The following is a 14667-nucleotide window of genomic DNA, read 5'->3' as shown; positions in this document are numbered from 1 at the left end:
GTGTCGGCGACCGTCACCAAGGCGCCCAAAGCCGCTGCGACCGATGGCTCGCAGTTCACTGCACCGGGCGCACTCGAGAGCCTCGGCGCCGCCCGCGGACGGCGGCGCCTGAAGCTCGGCTTCAGCCTTTTCTGGCGCACCTTCTTTCTGCTGGCGCTGCTGCTGATCGGCTGCACGGTGGCGTGGCTGCAGACCTTCAGGGCACTGGAATATGAACCGCGCGCCATCCAGACCGCGCATCAGATCGCATCGCTCGTCAACCTGACACGCGCAGCGCTCGTCTACTCCGATGCCATCACGCGGGTGTCGCTGATCAAGACGCTGGCCGACCAGGAAGGCGTTCGCATTCTTCCCCGCGAGCCGAACGACAGATTCGATCGCTACACCACGGGCGAGCTCGATCAGCGTGTGACGGAAGAACTGATCGATCAGCTGGGCGAAGGCACCACCGTCGCCAGCAAGGTGAATGACGAGCCCGGGCTCTGGATCGGCTTTGCGATCGAGGGCGACAACTACTGGTTGCTGCTCGACCCGACACGCTTCAGCCGTGTCGGCGGTCGCACATGGCTGGTCTGGCTCGTGACGGCCATGGCGCTGTCGCTGGCGGGCGCGGCGCTGATCACGCGCTTCATCAACCGGCCACTCAAGCAGCTGTCGCGCGCCACGCGGCAAGTCCGTGAAGGCGAATACGAAGCCCACCGCCTCGACGAACGCGCACGGACCAACGAGATCCGCGCAGTCAACATCGGCTTCAACCGCATGGCCGACCAGCTCGCGAAGATCGAGCAGGACCGCGCCGTGATGCTGGCCGGGATCTCGCACGATCTGCGCACGCCGTTGGCCAGATTGCGCCTCGAGACGGAAATGAGCGTTGCGGACGAGGACGCGCGCAATCACATGGCGGCAGACATCGCGCAACTCGACGCCATCATCGACAAGTTTCTCGACTATGCGCGGCCGGACCACGTCAACTTCAAGCCCGTGCTGCTGCGAGAGGTGGTGGATGCGTGCACCTATGCGGTCGAGGACCAGGCCGACATCAACATCCAGGTCGACGTGCCGAGCGATCTCCGCGTGATGGCGGACGAGGTCGAGCTCACGCGCGTGGTCTCCAATCTCGTGGAAAACGCACGCCGCTACGGCAAGACGCCCGGCACGGACGTGGCCGATGTGGCCATCCACGCGCAGGCCCACAACGACACGGTGCTGATCAAGGTGCGCGATCACGGCGCGGGCGTGGCGCCGGCGCTGTTGTCGCAGTTGACCAAGCCGTTCTTCCGAGGCGACGTCGCGCGTACGTCGGCCGCAGGTGCGGGATTGGGCTTGTCGATCGTCGCCAAGAACATCGAGCGCATGGGTGGCACCTTTGCCCTGACCAGCACGCCGGGCCGTGGTTTTGCCGCGCATATCCGCGTGCCACGTGCCGCGGCGCCCAAGACCACCGAGCCCGCTGCCGCGGCCAAGAAGCCATGAGGTCCATCCAACCACCGTCCCTCGGTTGACCGCGCACGCGGCAGGATGCGCCTACAGGTCGGGCGGCGCCATGGCCATCACGCGTGCCATGCGCCGATCGGGCACGGCCCACAGCATCGGGACCAGCCAGAACAGGCACAAGCCCCATGGAAATCCTCGCCAGACCAGCAGGATGCCCCACACATAGCAGAGCAGCGAGAGACCACTCTTCCAATCCCTGCCCAGCAGTTGCCGAAACTGCGCCGAGACACCATGGTGGCGCACCACTGCCGTCTGCAAGACGAGATACGCCATACCGACCAGAAGCAGGTTGAGCCCGTACAGCATCGTCGGAACGGCCGCAAAATGGTTTTCACCCATCCACCCGGTCGTGAAGGGCAACAACGACAACCAGAACAGCAGGTTCAAGTTGGCCCAGAGCGTCCAGCTGTCCACGCTGCGCGCCGCCTGAAACAAATGATGGTGGTTGTTCCAGTACATGCCGACGTAGGCAAAACTCAGCACATAGGAAACGAACACCGGCCAAAGGCCCGCCAGATCGGCAACCACGGCACCGTGCGGGATCTTCATCTCGAGCACGAGGATCGTCAGAATGATCGCCATCACGCCGTCGGTAAAGGCTTCGAGCCGCCCCTTTCCCATGAACTCCTTCATGCCGGCCTCCTCACTCGCTCAGATTCACGATCGCGCGGCGATGTCGTGGGGCGCTTATCTCGCGCAGGATGAATTCGGCGACATCAGCGCGGCTGATTCGCGTCATGCGGGCCTGGCCTGACCAGGAAGTGATTTCCCGCCAGGCATGCTTGGCCACAGCATCGGTCAGCATGGCGGGACGGATCAGGGTCCAGTCCAGCCGACTCTGAACGACGACCTGCTCCTGCCGATTTTTATCGGCATAGATGCGCCCGAGCAGCAGCGGCAATATCACCCGGTCGTACAGAAATCCGCCATGTCCGACGCTGTCGCCCGCACCCATTCCCGTGATGCAAAGCAATCTGGCGTCCGGACATTCCGCCTCCATGGCATGCACCAGATTTCGGGTGCCTTCCGACAGAAGCGTGACCGGCCCTCGCAGGAGCAGCGGCGTACCCAATGCGCTGACGACGGCCCGGACGCCTTTTGCGGCACGCCGCAAGGACACCGGATCGAGAACATCGCCCTGAACCACCGGAAAGGGCAGATCTGCCAGCTTTTCCGGATGGCGCGCCATCACGCGCAGTTCGATGCCGGCTTCCTGTGCCTTGGCAAGGATCTGCCGCCCCGTGGCGCCGGTTGCACCGACCAGAAGAACGGGGGCATTCATTTGCGCACCAGGGGAAGCGTGGTGAGGAAGGCCGGGCGCACCTTGGTCAGGTCACCCGATCGATCGCCAAAGAACAACTGCCCGTCCTTGACGGCCACCAGGTCGTACTCCCCCATTGCTTCCATCAGACCCGGCAGGAAGCCGCACCCTTTTTGCATCAACGCCGTCTCCTCGCCCTGGTTCAATGAGCAGCCCATGCCGGCGAACATTGCGACACCCTGCGCGCTGTCTGCGGTGATGTGCCGATGATCCGCCGGGAAGACCGCGTCGTAGGCGCCAGGCACCCTTGCGGACGCAGGGCCGATCACGTAGATGCCACCCACGTTCAGGGTGAACAGAGGCTGCGCGCCTTGCGCATCGCCGAAGGCATGAAACACCACGGCCCATTCCTTGTCGGTCAGGGTGAATGCGCGGGTGACATACATCGGTCCGGCTGGCTCCAGGCCCTTGCTCTGCCATCGACCGGCTACGTCAGGCGTTTGCGCAGATGCCGACACGGCTGCAAGGCCCATGCAGAGCAGCAGGGAAAGGGACAGGGAACGAAGTTTCATGGGCACGACCAGGATGGATTGAAGGGCCTTCGCCTGAAGCTGCCGTTCGACGGGCGCCGCTGCCAGGGACGGTGCGCGCGATGCTAGGTGCCGGTATATTTTTCGTATACGGCCACAAGAAAAGTTCAGTTTTCCTGCGCGACAGCCCCCAGGCCATCAGTGGGCATATCCGGCTGTCCATGCCGGTCGATCTGGGCCTGCGCCTTGCCGCCCCGCTTCAGCGGTGAAGCAGCACCGCTGCACGCGCTTCCATGGCGCGACCCTCGCCCACCGGCCCCAGCTTCTCGGCCGTCTTGGCCTTCACGTTGACCTGGTCCTGCGCGATCCCGAGCACCGCGGCAATGCGCTCGCACATCAGCGGAATGTGCGGCGCGAGCTTCGGTGCCTGCGCGATCACGGTGCTGTCGACATTGCCGATCTCCCACCCCGCAGCGCGCACGCGGCGCGCTGCTTCCGCCAGCAACACCGCCGAATCGGCCCCCTTGAATTGCGCGTCAGTGTCCGGAAAGTGCCGTCCGATATCGCCCAGCCCGGCAGCGCCGAGCAAGGCATCGGTGATGGCGTGCAGCAGGACATCGGCGTCGGAATGACCCAGCAGCCCCGTGGTGTGCGGCACCTCGATACCGCCCAGGATCAGCTTTCGGCCCGCGACGAGCTGGTGAACGTCCCAGCCTTCGCCGATGCGGATGTTGAAAGGTGCGGGAACGGACGTGGAAGCATTCATGGCGTGTCGGTGTGGCGATGGGTGGCCAGAAGCGCCTCGGCCATCGCGAAATCTTCGGGGTAGGTGACCTTGAAATTGCGTGCCGTGCCGGCGACCAGCAGCGGCGCGAGGCCGGCGTGCTCGATCGCGCTGGCCTCGTCGGTGGCAGCGTCGCCGATGCGCTCCAGCGCGTCAAGCAACATGCCGATGCGGAACATCTGCGGTGTCTGCGCGAGCCATTTGTCGGCCCGCGACAACGTACTGGCGACGCGTCCGACCGGCGATGCGGTCTTGAGCGTGTCGGGCAGGCGATGCGCAAGCAGGCCGCCGACCGCGTCGTGCGCGCAGGCGGCGATCAGCGCCTCGATCTGCGTCGGCGTCACGAGGCAACGGGCGGCGTCATGCACCAGCACCCAGTCGTTCGGATGCGCGCCGAGCGCGCGCAAGGCCAGCAGTCCGTTGCGCACCGTGGCCGCCCGGCTGGCGCCGCCGACGCGCAGCAGATGTTCGCCTTCGGCCGGGAAGCGTGGCAGCGCCGCGTCCACGTCCCGATCGTCCGGCGCCACGACCAGCGCCAGGCTCTCGAAGCGACCCGGCAGCGCCCGAAATGCCTCGAGCGTGTGAGCCACCATGGGCCGACCCGCGATGCGGCGGTACTGCTTGGGGCCTTCGCCGCCTGCACGGCTGCCGGAGCCGGCGCAGGGAATCAGCACGAAAAGTCGGGAAACGGACATGGTGAAGGGGTGTGGCCCGGAGCGGGCAGCGAAAGGGCCGCCATTCTAGAATTGCAGCTCGCGTCCTCCGCCAGCCGGCGCCGAACGCGCTGCACACACCCTTCGCAGTTCGCGCGGGGTGTTTTGCATTTTTCAGGCACCCCATGGACCTCCCCATCCTTACCGCGGGCAAGCGCTTCACGCTGCCCCGCCCGCCCCTGTCGGCCGATGCATTGCTTCTGGCGCAGCTTGCAGAACGCGAAAAGCGGGCGGGCCGCGCGACCGCCATCTTCACCGCCGACGCCAACGACGCGCAGCGGCTCATCGACGAGATGGCGTTCTTCGCGCCGACGCTGCGCTGCGCGCTGTTCCCCGACTGGGAGACGCTGCCCTACGACAGCTTCTCGCCGCACCAGGACCTGATCAGCGAACGGCTCGCCACGCTCTGGCGCATCAGCCAGCGCGAAGCCGACGTGGTGCTCGTGCCCGCGACTACGGCGCTCTACCGGCTGGCGCCGCCGTCCTTCCTGGCCGGCTACACCTTCCATTTCAAGACCAAGCAGAAGCTCGAGGAATCGAAGCTCAAGGCGCAATTGACGCTGGCCGGCTACAGCCACGTCACGCAAGTCGTGAGCCCCGGCGAATACGCCGTGCGCGGCGGCCTGATCGACCTGTTCCCGATGGGTTCGCTGGTGCCCTTCCGCGTCGACCTGTTCGACGACGAGATCGATTCGATCCGCACCTTCGACCCCGACAGCCAGCGCAGCCTGTACCCGGTGCCCGAAGTGCGCCTGCTGCCCGGCCGCGAATTCCCGATGGACGACGATGCCCGCGGGCGCTTCCGCCACCGTTGGCGCGAGCTGCTGGAAGGCGACCCGACACGCAGCCGGATCTACAAGGACATGGGCAACGGTGTCGCGACCGCCGGCATCGAGTACTACCTGCCGCTGTTCTTCGAAGAGACGGCAACCGTCTTCGACTACCTTGGCAGCGACGCGACGGTCGTGCTGCACGGCGACATGGAACCCGCCTTCCAGCACTTCTGGCAGGACACGGCCGAGCGCTACCGCCTGGTACGTGGCGACCCCGAGCGCCCCGCCCTGCCGCCCGATGCGCTGTTCCTCGACGCCGAGCAGTTCTATGCCCGCGCCAAGCCGCACGCGCAGCTCGCCCTGCGAGGCAGTTCGACGGCCGAGGCGCCCTACGCGGAATTCGACGTCCTGCCTCCCTTCGCCGTGGTGCGCGGCGCGGACGACCCGCTGACGCGGCTGAAGGACCACATCCGCAACACGCCGCATCGGCTGCTGTTGCTGGCCGAGAGCGAAGGCCGGCGCGAAAGCCTGCTCGACTTCCTGCGTGCGAGCGGCGTGAGCCCGCCGGCCTTCGATTCGCTGGCCGAGTTCGATACCGATTCGGACGAGAAGATCGGCATCGCGACCGCCGCGCTCGCCGCAGGCTTTTCGTGGCTCGAGCGTGGCATCGACCTCGTGACCGAGACCGAGCTGTTCGCCGCCGCGCCCTCGACCCGTCGGCGCAACAAGCGGCAGGAACAGGTCAGCGATGTCGAGGCGCTGATCAAGGACCTGAGCGAACTCAACCTGGGCGACCCGGTCGTCCACACCGCCCACGGCATCGGCCGCTACCGCGGCCTGATCAACATGGACCTCGGCCAGGGCAAGGATGCCGACGGCAAGCCGTTGATGCAGGAAATGCTGCATCTCGAGTACGCCGACAAGGCTACGCTCTACGTGCCGGTCAGCCAGTTGCACCAGATCAGCCGCTACACGGGCGTCAGCGCCGACGAGGCACCGCTGCACAAGCTCGGCTCCGGCCAATGGGAGAAGGCCAAGCGCAAGGCCGCCGAGCAGGTGCGCGATTCCGCGGCCGAGCTGCTCAACATCTATGCGCGCCGCGCGGCCCGCGAAGGCCATGCCTTCCGCTACTCGGCCGCCGACTACGAGGTGTTCGCCAATGACTTCGGCTTCGACGAAACCGCCGACCAGAAGGCGGCGATCCATGCCGTCATCCAGGACATGATCTCGCCGCGCCCGATGGACCGGCTGGTCTGCGGCGACGTCGGCTTCGGCAAGACCGAAGTCGCGCTGCGGGCCGCCTTCATCGCCATCACCGGCGGCAAGCAGGTCGCCTTCCTTGCGCCGACCACGCTGCTGGCCGAGCAGCATTTCCAGACGCTGGTCGACCGCTTCGGCAAGTGGCCGGTCAAGGTGGCCGAGATGAGCCGCTTCCGCTCGGCCAAGGAGATCACCGCCGCGGCCAAGGGCCTCGCGGACGGCAGCGTGGACATCGTCGTCGGCACGCACAAGCTGCTCAGCGAGTCCGTCAAGTTCAAGAACCTGGGGCTGCTGATCATCGACGAGGAGCATCGCTTCGGAGTGCGCCACAAGGAGGCGATGAAGGCGATGCGCGCCGAGGTCGACGTGCTCACGCTGACCGCCACGCCGATCCCGCGCACGCTGGGCATGGCGCTCGAAGGCCTGCGCGACCTGAGCGTGATCGCGACCGCGCCGCAGCGCCGGCTCGCCATCAAGACCTTCGTGCGCACCGAAGGCAACGGCGTGATCCGGGAGGCCGTGCTGCGCGAGCTCAAGCGCGGCGGCCAGGTCTACTTCCTGCACAACGAGGTCGAGACCATCGAGAACCGGCGCCAGAAGCTCGAGGAGATCCTGCCCGAGGCCCGCATCGCCGTGGCGCACGGCCAGATGCCCGAGCGCGAACTGGAACGCGTGATGCGCGACTTCGTGGCGCAGCGCTACAACATCCTGCTGTGCTCGACCATCATCGAGACCGGTATCGACGTGCCGAGCGCCAACACCATCGTGATGAGCCGCGCCGACAAGTTCGGTTTGGCGCAGCTGCATCAGCTGCGTGGCCGCGTCGGCCGCAGCCATCACCAGGCCTATGCCTACCTGATGGTGCCGGACATCGACGGCCTGACCAAGCATGCGGCGCAGCGGCTCGAGGCGATCCAGCAGATGGAAGAGCTCGGCTCCGGTTTCTACCTGGCGATGCATGACCTGGAAATCCGCGGTACCGGCGAGGTGCTGGGCGAAAACCAGAGCGGCAACATGATGGAGATCGGCTTCCAGCTCTACAACGAGATGCTGAGCGAAGCCGTCGCCGCGCTCAAGGCCGGCCGCGAACCCGACCTGCTGTCGCCGCTCAACGTGACGACCGAGATCAACCTGCATGCGCCCGCCCTGCTGCCCGACGACTACTGCGGCGACGTGCACCTGCGCCTGTCGTTCTACAAGAAGCTGGCGACCGCCAAGACGCCGGAGCAGATCGACCACCTGCTCGAAGAGATCGTCGATCGCTTCGGCAAGCTGCCGACGCAGGCGCAGACGCTGATCGACGTGCACCGGCTGCGCGTGCTGGCGCGGCCTTACGGCGTGGTCAAGGTCGACGCGGCGCCGGGCGTGATCAACATCACGTTCAAGAAGGATCCGCCGGTCGACCCGATGAACATCATCCAGCTGATCCAGAAGAACCGGCACATCAAGCTGGCCGGCAACGAGAAGCTGCGCATCGAACGCGAACTCAAGGAACCGAAGGACCGTGCGCAGATGGTCCGCGACGTGCTGCGCAGCCTGGGTCAACCCACCAACAAGCAAACAGAACCTGCATGAACATCGCCGAAACCTCCCCGGGCCTGGTCCTCCAGCGCTTCACGCCGCCCCTACGGCTTGCCGACTTCAAGCTGATCGCGTTCGACATGGATTCGACGCTGATCAACATCGAATGCATCGACGAGATCGCCGACGCGGTCGGCAAGAAGGCCGAGGTCGCGGCCATCACCGAAGCCACGATGCGGGGCGAGATCAAGGACTTCAAGGAAAGCCTTCGGCGCCGCGTCGCGCTGCTCGAAGGCGTGCCGGTGAGCGCGCTGCAACAGGTCTACGACGAACGACTGAAGCTCAACCCCGGCGCGAGCGAGCTGGTGGCTGCCTGCAAGGCCGCCGGGCTCAAGGTGCTGCTGGTGTCCGGCGGTTTCACCTTCTTCGCGAACCGCGTGAAGGCGCGACTCGGCATCGACTTCGCACGCTCGAATCTGCTCGACGAGGCTGCGGGCCAGCTGACCGGGCGCGTGGTGGAACAGAGCTGGGGCGACATCTGCGACGGTGCCGAGAAGCGCCGCACGCTGCTGGAAGTGGCGTCGCTGATGGGCATCTCGCCCGCCGAGACCATCGCCGTGGGCGACGGCGCGAACGACCTGCCGATGATGGGCGAAGCCGGCCTGTCGGTCGCTTTCCACGCCAAGCCGAAAGTGCGCGAACAGGCGATGGTGGCGATCAATGAAGGCGGGCTGGATCGCCTGCTGGAAGTGCTGGCCGTCTGAATTCCGTGGCAGCCGCCGCAGCGGCATGGGAGTTCAGTCTTCGGCGTCCGCGTCAGGCGCGCGGTCGACGGTGGCATCGGCGGCATCGGCCGATTCGCCTGCGGGCCGCGGCTTGCGCTTGCCGTGCTTGGCCAGGATCTCGACGTAGAACTGCGGGCCTTCGGCCTTGGCGATGTCGTTCATCAGGCCCGTGAGCGCCGCCAGGTGCACGACTTCGGCCGTTTCCTGCGTGGCGCCGAAGCGGCAGTCGAAGTCCCAGAAGTCGACGCCTTCGGGCAATGCGCGGCGACGCTCGCGCTGGACGTACTTGCGGACTTCGTGCTTGATGGCCTCGAGGACGCGGTCGCGGTTCTTGCCTTCGGGCTGGAGCTGGAATGTTTTTCTCATGGGTGATTGTCACCGGGGATGGGGAGCGGGCCGGCTGTGTACAGTCGGCGCTCCATTGAAAGACGAGGATTACGCATGGCACGCGCAAACGACTGGGCCGGGAAGGTCATGGCATTGGTCCACGGCGGCAACACCGCCGCGGCCATCGCGCAGATCAAGGTCGCGCCCAGTGTGAAGGACCTGAAGGCCCTTCAGACCATCATGACGCTGTCGCGGCTGACCGGAAAGCACCGGCAGCTGGACGCGGCGATCGCGGACAACCTGGCGCTGCTGTCGGCGCCGCGCCTGCATCGATCGCCCTGAATCCGGAGGCGCTCGGCGCGCCTCCAGGCCTGCAAGGGCTCAGACAGCCTTGCCCAGGCGGGCGATCCCTTCTTCGATCTTCTCGACGTTCGCCGTCGCGAAGCTCAGCCGCAGCGTCGCGACGTCCGGGTTCTCCGCGAAGAACGGCGCACCCGGCACGAAGGCCACCAGTTGCTCGATCGCCTTCTTCGCCAGCACGTTCGCATCCGCAAGCTTGCCGTTCGCGCCCGTCAGCCGCGCCCAGAAGAACAGGCCGCCATTGGGCTGCGTGAACTCGATGGCATCGCCCAGCTCGCGCTTCAACGCGGCACCCATCGCCTGCGCGCGTTCGCCGTAGACCTTGCGCACGTTGGCCAGCGTCGCGGGCATGCGACCGCTCTTCAGGTATTGCGCGGCCGTCGCCTGCGCGAAGGTGCTGGTGTGGGCGTCGCTGAACTGCTTGCACATCGTCGCCTTGGCCAGCAGCTCGGCCGGCGCGATCATCCAGCCGATGCGCAGGCCGGGGCTCAGCACCTTGCTCAGGCTGCCGCAGTGCGCGATGAATTCGCGGCTGCCGGGCACGTCCCTGCTCAGCGACATGATCGACGGCGGCGGCGCTTCACCGAAGTACAGGTCGCCGTACGGGTCGTCCTCGACGATCAGCGTCTGGTACTTGACGGCCATCTCCAGCACCTTCTTGCGGCGCTCCAGGCTCAGCATGGCGCCGCTCGGGTTGCCGAAGGTCGGGATCAGGTAGACGAACTTCGGCTTGTGCTCGGCGATGAGTTTTTCGAGCTCGTCGGTCTTCACGCCGTTGGCGTCGACCGGTGCGCTGATCAGATGCGCGCCGTAAAGACGGAAGCACTGGATGGTCGCGAGGAAGGTCGGGCCTTCGACGATCACCTTGTCGCCGGGCGAGATCAGCGTCTTGCCCAGCAGGTCGAGCGCCTGCTGGCTGCCGGTGGTGACGATCAGGCCGCTGGGGTCGACGTCGACGCCCTTGGTCTTCATGAAGGCCGAGAGCTGCGTGCGCAGCGGCTCGTAGCCTTCGGTGGCGCCGTACTGCAGCGCACCGCCGGGTTCCTCGTTCAGCGCCTTCGCGCTGGCTTCCTTCAGGCCCTCCACGTCGAACATGGCGCTGTCGGGAAAGCCGCCCGCGAAGCTGATGATGCCGGGCGTGCCCAGCAGCTTGAAGAGTTCGCGGATGGCGGAGGTTTCGACGTTGTCGAGGCGGGATGCGAATTGCATGGGTCTGGTTCCTGGATGGGCGTGGCTTGCCGAAGCAAGCCACGATTGTCTCCAATTCAAGTACTGGTCGGGTTCACTGGGGAACGAAACCGCTTTCCTGCACCAGTCCGGCCAGCGCCTTCGACACCTGCGCCAGATGCTGCGCCTGCTCCGCCGGCGTGCTCGGCGCCACGGTCATCACGTAGCCCTGCAGCTTGGCGACCACCTCCGGCTGCGCCAGCACGCGGTTCAGCGCGGTGTTGTAGCGCACGACCACGGCGTCCGCCAGCGCAGCCGGGGCGTAGAGGCCGAGGAAGTCGGTCGTGTTGTCCAGCCCGGCCACACCCGCCTGCGAGAACGACGGCACGCCGGGCAGCAGCGGCGTGGCCCGGCTGACGGCCAGGATGCGCAGCTTGCCGGCCTGCTGGTACTGCAGGAAGTCCGAGATGCCCGAGACACCCGCCGCGATCTGGCCACCGAGCAGGTCGCTCACCATCGGCGCCGCGCCGCGGTAGGCGACCGGCACCGTGTCGGCCTTCAGCACGCGCGACACCTTGCCCGCGACGAATTCGGGCGCGCTGGCCGGCGCCGGCACGCCGATGCCCGCTTCGCCGCGGTGCGTACCCAGCCAGGCGCCGAGCTCCTGCAGGTTCGTCGCGCCGGTCTTCGGATGCACGGCCAGCGCCAGTTCGAAGGTCGCGACGGTGCCGATCATGCGGAAGTCGGTTGCCGGCGCGAAGCCGGCGGTCTTCATCGTCAGCGGCACCATCGCCACGGTGTGCGTGTTGCTCATGAAGAGCACCGAGCCGTCCGCCGGCGCGGCCTTCAGGGCCTGCGCGGCGATCTGGCCGCCGGCGCCGGGCTTGTTGTCGACGACCACCGGCTGGCCCAGTTCGACCGCCAGCTTCTCGGCGACGATGCGCGCCGCCGTGTCGGCCGGGCCGCCCGGCGGGTAGCCGACCAGCACGCGCACCGGGCCGGCATAACCCTGCGCATGGGCGCCGAACACCGCACACAGCGGCGCGGCGACGAGCAGTGAGCGCCACAGAAGGCGGGCGAAGGAGCGAGACACAGGTGACATGGCGAACCTCGGGCGATGCGTGTGGATGAAATAAAGAGACGAAACGGATCTCAGGCGCGGCGGCGCGCCGACAACAACGCAGCGCGCTGCGCGACGATGGGCTGCACCTTGGCGCGCGCCGCCGCGACCATCGCGGCCGGAGCCTTGTGCGGCGACCCGGTGTCGAACGGCGGCTGCGGGTCGTATTCGGCGAACAGTTGCACGCCCTGTGCCACCTCGGAGCTGCTGGCCAGCGCAATGGCCTGCAACGCGCAGTCGATGCCCGAGGTCATGCCCGCGCCGGTGATGCGGTTGCGGTCGACCACCACGCGCTCGTCGACCGGCACGGCACCGACCAGCTCGAGCAGTTGGTGCGACGCCCAGTGGCAGGTAGCCTTGTAGCCGTCGAGCAGGCCGGCCGCGCCGAGCACCAACGGGCCGGTGCAGATGCCGACGATCCAGGTCGCGCCGGCCGCCTGGCGCGCGAGGAACTGCAGTGTTTCCTCGTCGTCCAGCAACGCGCCGATGCCCGGGCCGCCGGGCACGACCAGCATGTCGAGCTGGCCGCAGCTCTCGAAGGACGCCGTCGGCCGGAACTCCCAGCCGAGTTCGGTCCGGATGGTGTCGGTGTGCTTCCACACCAGGTTCAGCGTGGCGCCGGGAATGCGGACCAGCAGGTCTGCCGGAGCGACATAGTCGATCGCGGTGATGTCCGGAAATACGAGCATGCCGATGTTCATGGGAAGGCGCTTTCGGTTAGTGCTGAGGCAGCGATGCGGGTCAGTGTAGGATTGGCTCGCTTGTCTGTTGCGACAAACACCCCACCATTCCTGCCAAGCCCTCATACCGGCGATTCCGCACCGCCGAGACCCATCCCAAGCCATGCACGCGATCTGGTTCCTCGTGTTCGAAGACTTCCAGCTGCTCGACGTGAGCGGCCCGCTGCAGGTCTTCGCGACCGCCAACGACGAGTTGCGCGCCGCCGGGCGCCAGCCGCTCTACGACACCCGCGTCTGCGGGCTCGACGGCGGTGCGGTGCGCAGTTCGAGCGGTGTCGAGCTGCTGGCGCGCGCGCTGCCCAAGCGGCTCGTGCAGGCGGTCCACACCGTGGTGGTGCCGGGCGGTCCGGGCGTCTGGCAGCCGGCACGCCAGCCGGCGGCCGCCGCGAAGGCCGAAGCCGCCACCGCGCTCGCCGACTGGACCCGCCGCGCCGCCCCGCGCATCGAACGGCTCGCGTCCGTCTGCACCGGCGCCTTCGTGCTCGCGCGCACCGGCCTGCTCGACGGCGGCAGCGCCGTCACGCACTGGGCCGCCTGCGAACAACTGGCCGCGCAGTTTCCGGCAGTCGCCGTGCAGCACGACGCGATCTACCTGCGCCACGGCCGGTTCTGGACCTCCGCCGGCGTGACGGCCGGCATCGACATGGCGCTCGGCATGGTCGAGGCCGACGCCGGGCGCGACATCGCGATGGCGGTCGCGAAGAAGCTCGTCGTGTTCTACAAGCGGCCCGGTGGCCAGTCGCAGTTCAGCAGCGCGCTGCTGGAACAGACGGCCGGCGACACCCGCATCGCGCAGCTGCACCAGTGGATCGCCACGCAGTTGCGCAGCCCGCTCAGCGTTGCAGAGATGGCCGACCGGCTCGGCATGACGCCGCGCACCTTCGCGCGCTTCTACGTCGCGCAGACCGGCACCACGCCGGCGCACGCGGTGGAGCGCGTCCGGCTGGAGCAGGCCTGCCGCCTGGTGGAGGCGCACCAGTTGAGCAACAAGGCGATCGCGCAGCAGTGCGGCTTCGGCTCCGAAGAAGTGATGCGGCGCGTCTTCACGCGCAATCTGCATGTGTCGCCGACCGGCTACCGGGAACGCTTCGCGGCGGCCTGAGCGGTCTGCACGACCGGTCGGCCGAAAGCCGGGCGCCGACAACCGCCGGACAATCGAGATCCCATGAAAAAAGAAAACATCGTCGCCTTCTTCGCCACGCTGCAGGCGGTCAACCCCACACCCGAAACCGAGCTCGAATACACCACGCCCTTCGAGCTGCTGGCCGCGGTGCTGCTGTCGGCACAGGCGACCGACGTGGGCGTGAACAAGGCGACGCGGCGTCTGTTCCCGGTCGCGAACACGCCTCAGGCGATCCTCGACCTGGGCGTCGAGGGGCTGGAGAGCTACATCAAGACCATCGGCCTGTACCGCAGCAAGGCGAAGCACCTGATCGAGGCCTGCCGGATGCTGGTCGAGTTGCACGGCAGCGTGGTGCCACGCACGCGTGCCGAACTGGAGGCGCTGCCAGGCGTCGGCCGCAAGACCGCCAACGTGGTGCTGAACGTGGCCTTCGGAGAGCCGACGATGGCGGTCGACACCCACATCTTCCGCGTCGGCAACCGCACGGGCCTGGCGCCCGGCAAGACGCCGCTGGAAGTCGAGCTGAAGCTCGAAAAGCGCGTGCCGCCCGACTACCGTCTGCATGCGCACCACTGGCTGATCCTGCATGGCCGCTACGTCTGCGTGGCGCGCAAGCCGCGCTGCTGGGAATGCGCGGTGGCGCCGTACTGCGACTTCAAGCCGAAGACGCCCGCGCCCAAGACCGCCTGAACGGCGCGCCCCGGGGCGC

At 67.1% G+C, this 14667-nt stretch carries 15 protein-coding genes; 6 read left to right on the top strand and 9 right to left on the bottom strand.

Annotated elements, in window-relative coordinates; translation table 11 throughout:
• Window positions 1-1473 (top strand): sensor histidine kinase family protein, encoded by a 1473-nt coding sequence (locus tag AC07PZ_RS27435; RefSeq protein WP_495298328.1) that lies wholly within the window; start codon window positions 1-3, stop codon window positions 1471-1473.
• 51 nt (window positions 1474-1524) lie between these two features.
• Here AC07PZ_RS27435 and AC07PZ_RS27430 read toward each other — a convergent pair whose 3' ends face one another.
• From AC07PZ_RS27430 to ispD, 5 genes are all read right to left on the bottom strand, one after another.
• Window positions 1525-2127, bottom strand: coding sequence for a TMEM175 family protein (locus AC07PZ_RS27430; protein ID WP_495298327.1), 603 nt, complete (start codon window positions 2125-2127; stop codon window positions 1525-1527).
• 10 nt (window positions 2128-2137) lie between these two features.
• Window positions 2138-2776 carry an NAD(P)-dependent oxidoreductase gene (locus tag AC07PZ_RS27425; RefSeq protein WP_495298326.1) on the bottom strand — a complete coding sequence of 213 codons (639 nt, stop codon included), beginning with the start codon at window positions 2774-2776 and terminating at the stop codon, window positions 2138-2140.
• Entirely contained in the window at window positions 2773-3327 is a 555-nt protein-coding gene (locus AC07PZ_RS27420) for a hypothetical protein (protein ID WP_495298325.1), read from the bottom strand. Before AC07PZ_RS27420 ends, AC07PZ_RS27425 begins: the two co-directional genes overlap by 4 nt.
• A 217-nt stretch (window positions 3328-3544) precedes the next feature.
• Window positions 3545-4051: a 2-C-methyl-D-erythritol 2,4-cyclodiphosphate synthase gene (gene ispF / locus AC07PZ_RS27415; protein WP_495298324.1), complete on the bottom strand. Its 507-nt coding sequence runs from the start codon at window positions 4049-4051 to the stop codon at window positions 3545-3547.
• The gene (gene ispD, locus AC07PZ_RS27410) at window positions 4048-4764 is read right to left on the bottom strand and encodes a 2-C-methyl-D-erythritol 4-phosphate cytidylyltransferase (protein ID WP_495298323.1); all 717 of its coding nucleotides are present in this window, start codon (window positions 4762-4764) and stop codon (window positions 4048-4050) included. Before ispD ends, ispF begins: the two co-directional genes overlap by 4 nt.
• 143 nt (window positions 4765-4907) lie before the next feature.
• Here ispD and mfd point away from each other — a divergent pair, with 143 nt between their 5' ends.
• Together mfd and serB are read left to right on the top strand one after the other, a co-directional pair.
• A complete protein-coding gene (gene mfd, locus AC07PZ_RS27405; protein WP_495298322.1) occupies window positions 4908-8390 on the top strand; it encodes a transcription-repair coupling factor in 3483 nt (1160 codons plus the stop codon).
• Window positions 8387-9100 carry a phosphoserine phosphatase SerB gene (gene serB / locus AC07PZ_RS27400; RefSeq protein ID WP_495298321.1) on the top strand — a complete coding sequence of 238 codons (714 nt, stop codon included), beginning with the start codon at window positions 8387-8389 and terminating at the stop codon, window positions 9098-9100. The genes mfd and serB overlap by 4 nt, the downstream gene beginning before the upstream one ends.
• 33 nt (window positions 9101-9133) lie before the next feature.
• Here serB and AC07PZ_RS27395 read toward each other — a convergent pair whose 3' ends face one another.
• Complete coding sequence (locus AC07PZ_RS27395) at window positions 9134-9487, bottom strand: DUF6172 family protein (RefSeq protein WP_495298320.1); 354 nt, start codon at window positions 9485-9487, stop codon at window positions 9134-9136.
• Window positions 9488-9562: 75 nt separating this feature from the next.
• Between AC07PZ_RS27395 and AC07PZ_RS27390 the strand changes: the two genes are divergently transcribed.
• Complete coding sequence (locus tag AC07PZ_RS27390; RefSeq protein WP_495298319.1) at window positions 9563-9790, top strand: hypothetical protein; 228 nt, start codon at window positions 9563-9565, stop codon at window positions 9788-9790.
• A gap of 39 nt (window positions 9791-9829) precedes the next feature.
• Here AC07PZ_RS27390 and AC07PZ_RS27385 read toward each other — a convergent pair whose 3' ends face one another.
• From AC07PZ_RS27385 to AC07PZ_RS27375, 3 genes are all read right to left on the bottom strand, one after another.
• Window positions 9830-11017, bottom strand: a complete 1188-nt coding sequence (locus AC07PZ_RS27385; RefSeq protein WP_495298318.1) for an aminotransferase-like domain-containing protein — start codon at window positions 11015-11017, stop codon at window positions 9830-9832.
• A 73-nt stretch (window positions 11018-11090) separates the two neighbouring features.
• On the bottom strand, window positions 11091-12077 hold the full coding sequence (locus AC07PZ_RS27380) for a tripartite tricarboxylate transporter substrate-binding protein (protein WP_495298317.1): 987 nt from the start codon (window positions 12075-12077) through the stop codon (window positions 11091-11093).
• 50 nt (window positions 12078-12127) lie between these two features.
• Entirely contained in the window at window positions 12128-12796 is a 669-nt protein-coding gene (locus AC07PZ_RS27375; RefSeq protein ID WP_495298316.1) for a DJ-1/PfpI family protein, read from the bottom strand.
• Between the two features lie 142 nt (window positions 12797-12938).
• On the opposite strand from AC07PZ_RS27375, the gene AC07PZ_RS27370 reads away from it, so the two are divergent.
• Both AC07PZ_RS27370 and nth read left to right on the top strand, forming a co-directional pair.
• A complete protein-coding gene (locus AC07PZ_RS27370) occupies window positions 12939-13937 on the top strand; it encodes a GlxA family transcriptional regulator (RefSeq protein ID WP_495298315.1) in 999 nt (332 codons plus the stop codon).
• Window positions 13938-14000: 63 nt separating this feature from the next.
• Window positions 14001-14648, top strand: coding sequence for an endonuclease III (gene nth, locus AC07PZ_RS27365; RefSeq protein WP_495298314.1), 648 nt, complete (start codon window positions 14001-14003; stop codon window positions 14646-14648).
• Window positions 14649-14667: the final 19 nt, after the last annotated feature.

Source organism: Variovorax sp. GW821-FHT10B04 (assembly GCF_059415645.1).
Note: the sequence above shows the minus strand (reverse complement) of the source record. Positions and strands in the feature narration are given on the sequence as shown.

What these genes read in the sequence shown, in the direction of transcription:
- AC07PZ_RS27430 (WP_495298327.1), bottom strand. Translation starts at nt 2,127, where the DNA reads ATGAAGGAGTTCATGGGAAAGGGGCGGCTCGAAGCCTTTACCGACGGC.
- AC07PZ_RS27425 (WP_495298326.1), bottom strand. Translation starts at nt 2,776, where the DNA reads ATGAATGCCCCCGTTCTTCTGGTCGGTGCAACCGGCGCCACGGGGCGG.
- AC07PZ_RS27420 (WP_495298325.1), bottom strand. Translation starts at nt 3,327, where the DNA reads ATGAAACTTCGTTCCCTGTCCCTTTCCCTGCTGCTCTGCATGGGCCTT.
- ispF (WP_495298324.1), bottom strand. Translation starts at nt 4,051, where the DNA reads ATGAATGCTTCCACGTCCGTTCCCGCACCTTTCAACATCCGCATCGGC.
- ispD (WP_495298323.1), bottom strand. Translation starts at nt 4,764, where the DNA reads ATGTCCGTTTCCCGACTTTTCGTGCTGATTCCCTGCGCCGGCTCCGGC.
- mfd (WP_495298322.1), top strand. Translation starts at nt 4,908, where the DNA reads ATGGACCTCCCCATCCTTACCGCGGGCAAGCGCTTCACGCTGCCCCGC.
- serB (WP_495298321.1), top strand. Translation starts at nt 8,387, where the DNA reads ATGAACATCGCCGAAACCTCCCCGGGCCTGGTCCTCCAGCGCTTCACG.
- AC07PZ_RS27395 (WP_495298320.1), bottom strand. Translation starts at nt 9,487, where the DNA reads ATGAGAAAAACATTCCAGCTCCAGCCCGAAGGCAAGAACCGCGACCGC.
- AC07PZ_RS27390 (WP_495298319.1), top strand. Translation starts at nt 9,563, where the DNA reads ATGGCACGCGCAAACGACTGGGCCGGGAAGGTCATGGCATTGGTCCAC.
- AC07PZ_RS27385 (WP_495298318.1), bottom strand. Translation starts at nt 11,017, where the DNA reads ATGCAATTCGCATCCCGCCTCGACAACGTCGAAACCTCCGCCATCCGC.
- AC07PZ_RS27380 (WP_495298317.1), bottom strand. Translation starts at nt 12,077, where the DNA reads ATGTCACCTGTGTCTCGCTCCTTCGCCCGCCTTCTGTGGCGCTCACTG.
- AC07PZ_RS27375 (WP_495298316.1), bottom strand. Translation starts at nt 12,796, where the DNA reads ATGAACATCGGCATGCTCGTATTTCCGGACATCACCGCGATCGACTAT.
- AC07PZ_RS27370 (WP_495298315.1), top strand. Translation starts at nt 12,939, where the DNA reads ATGCACGCGATCTGGTTCCTCGTGTTCGAAGACTTCCAGCTGCTCGAC.
- nth (WP_495298314.1), top strand. Translation starts at nt 14,001, where the DNA reads ATGAAAAAAGAAAACATCGTCGCCTTCTTCGCCACGCTGCAGGCGGTC.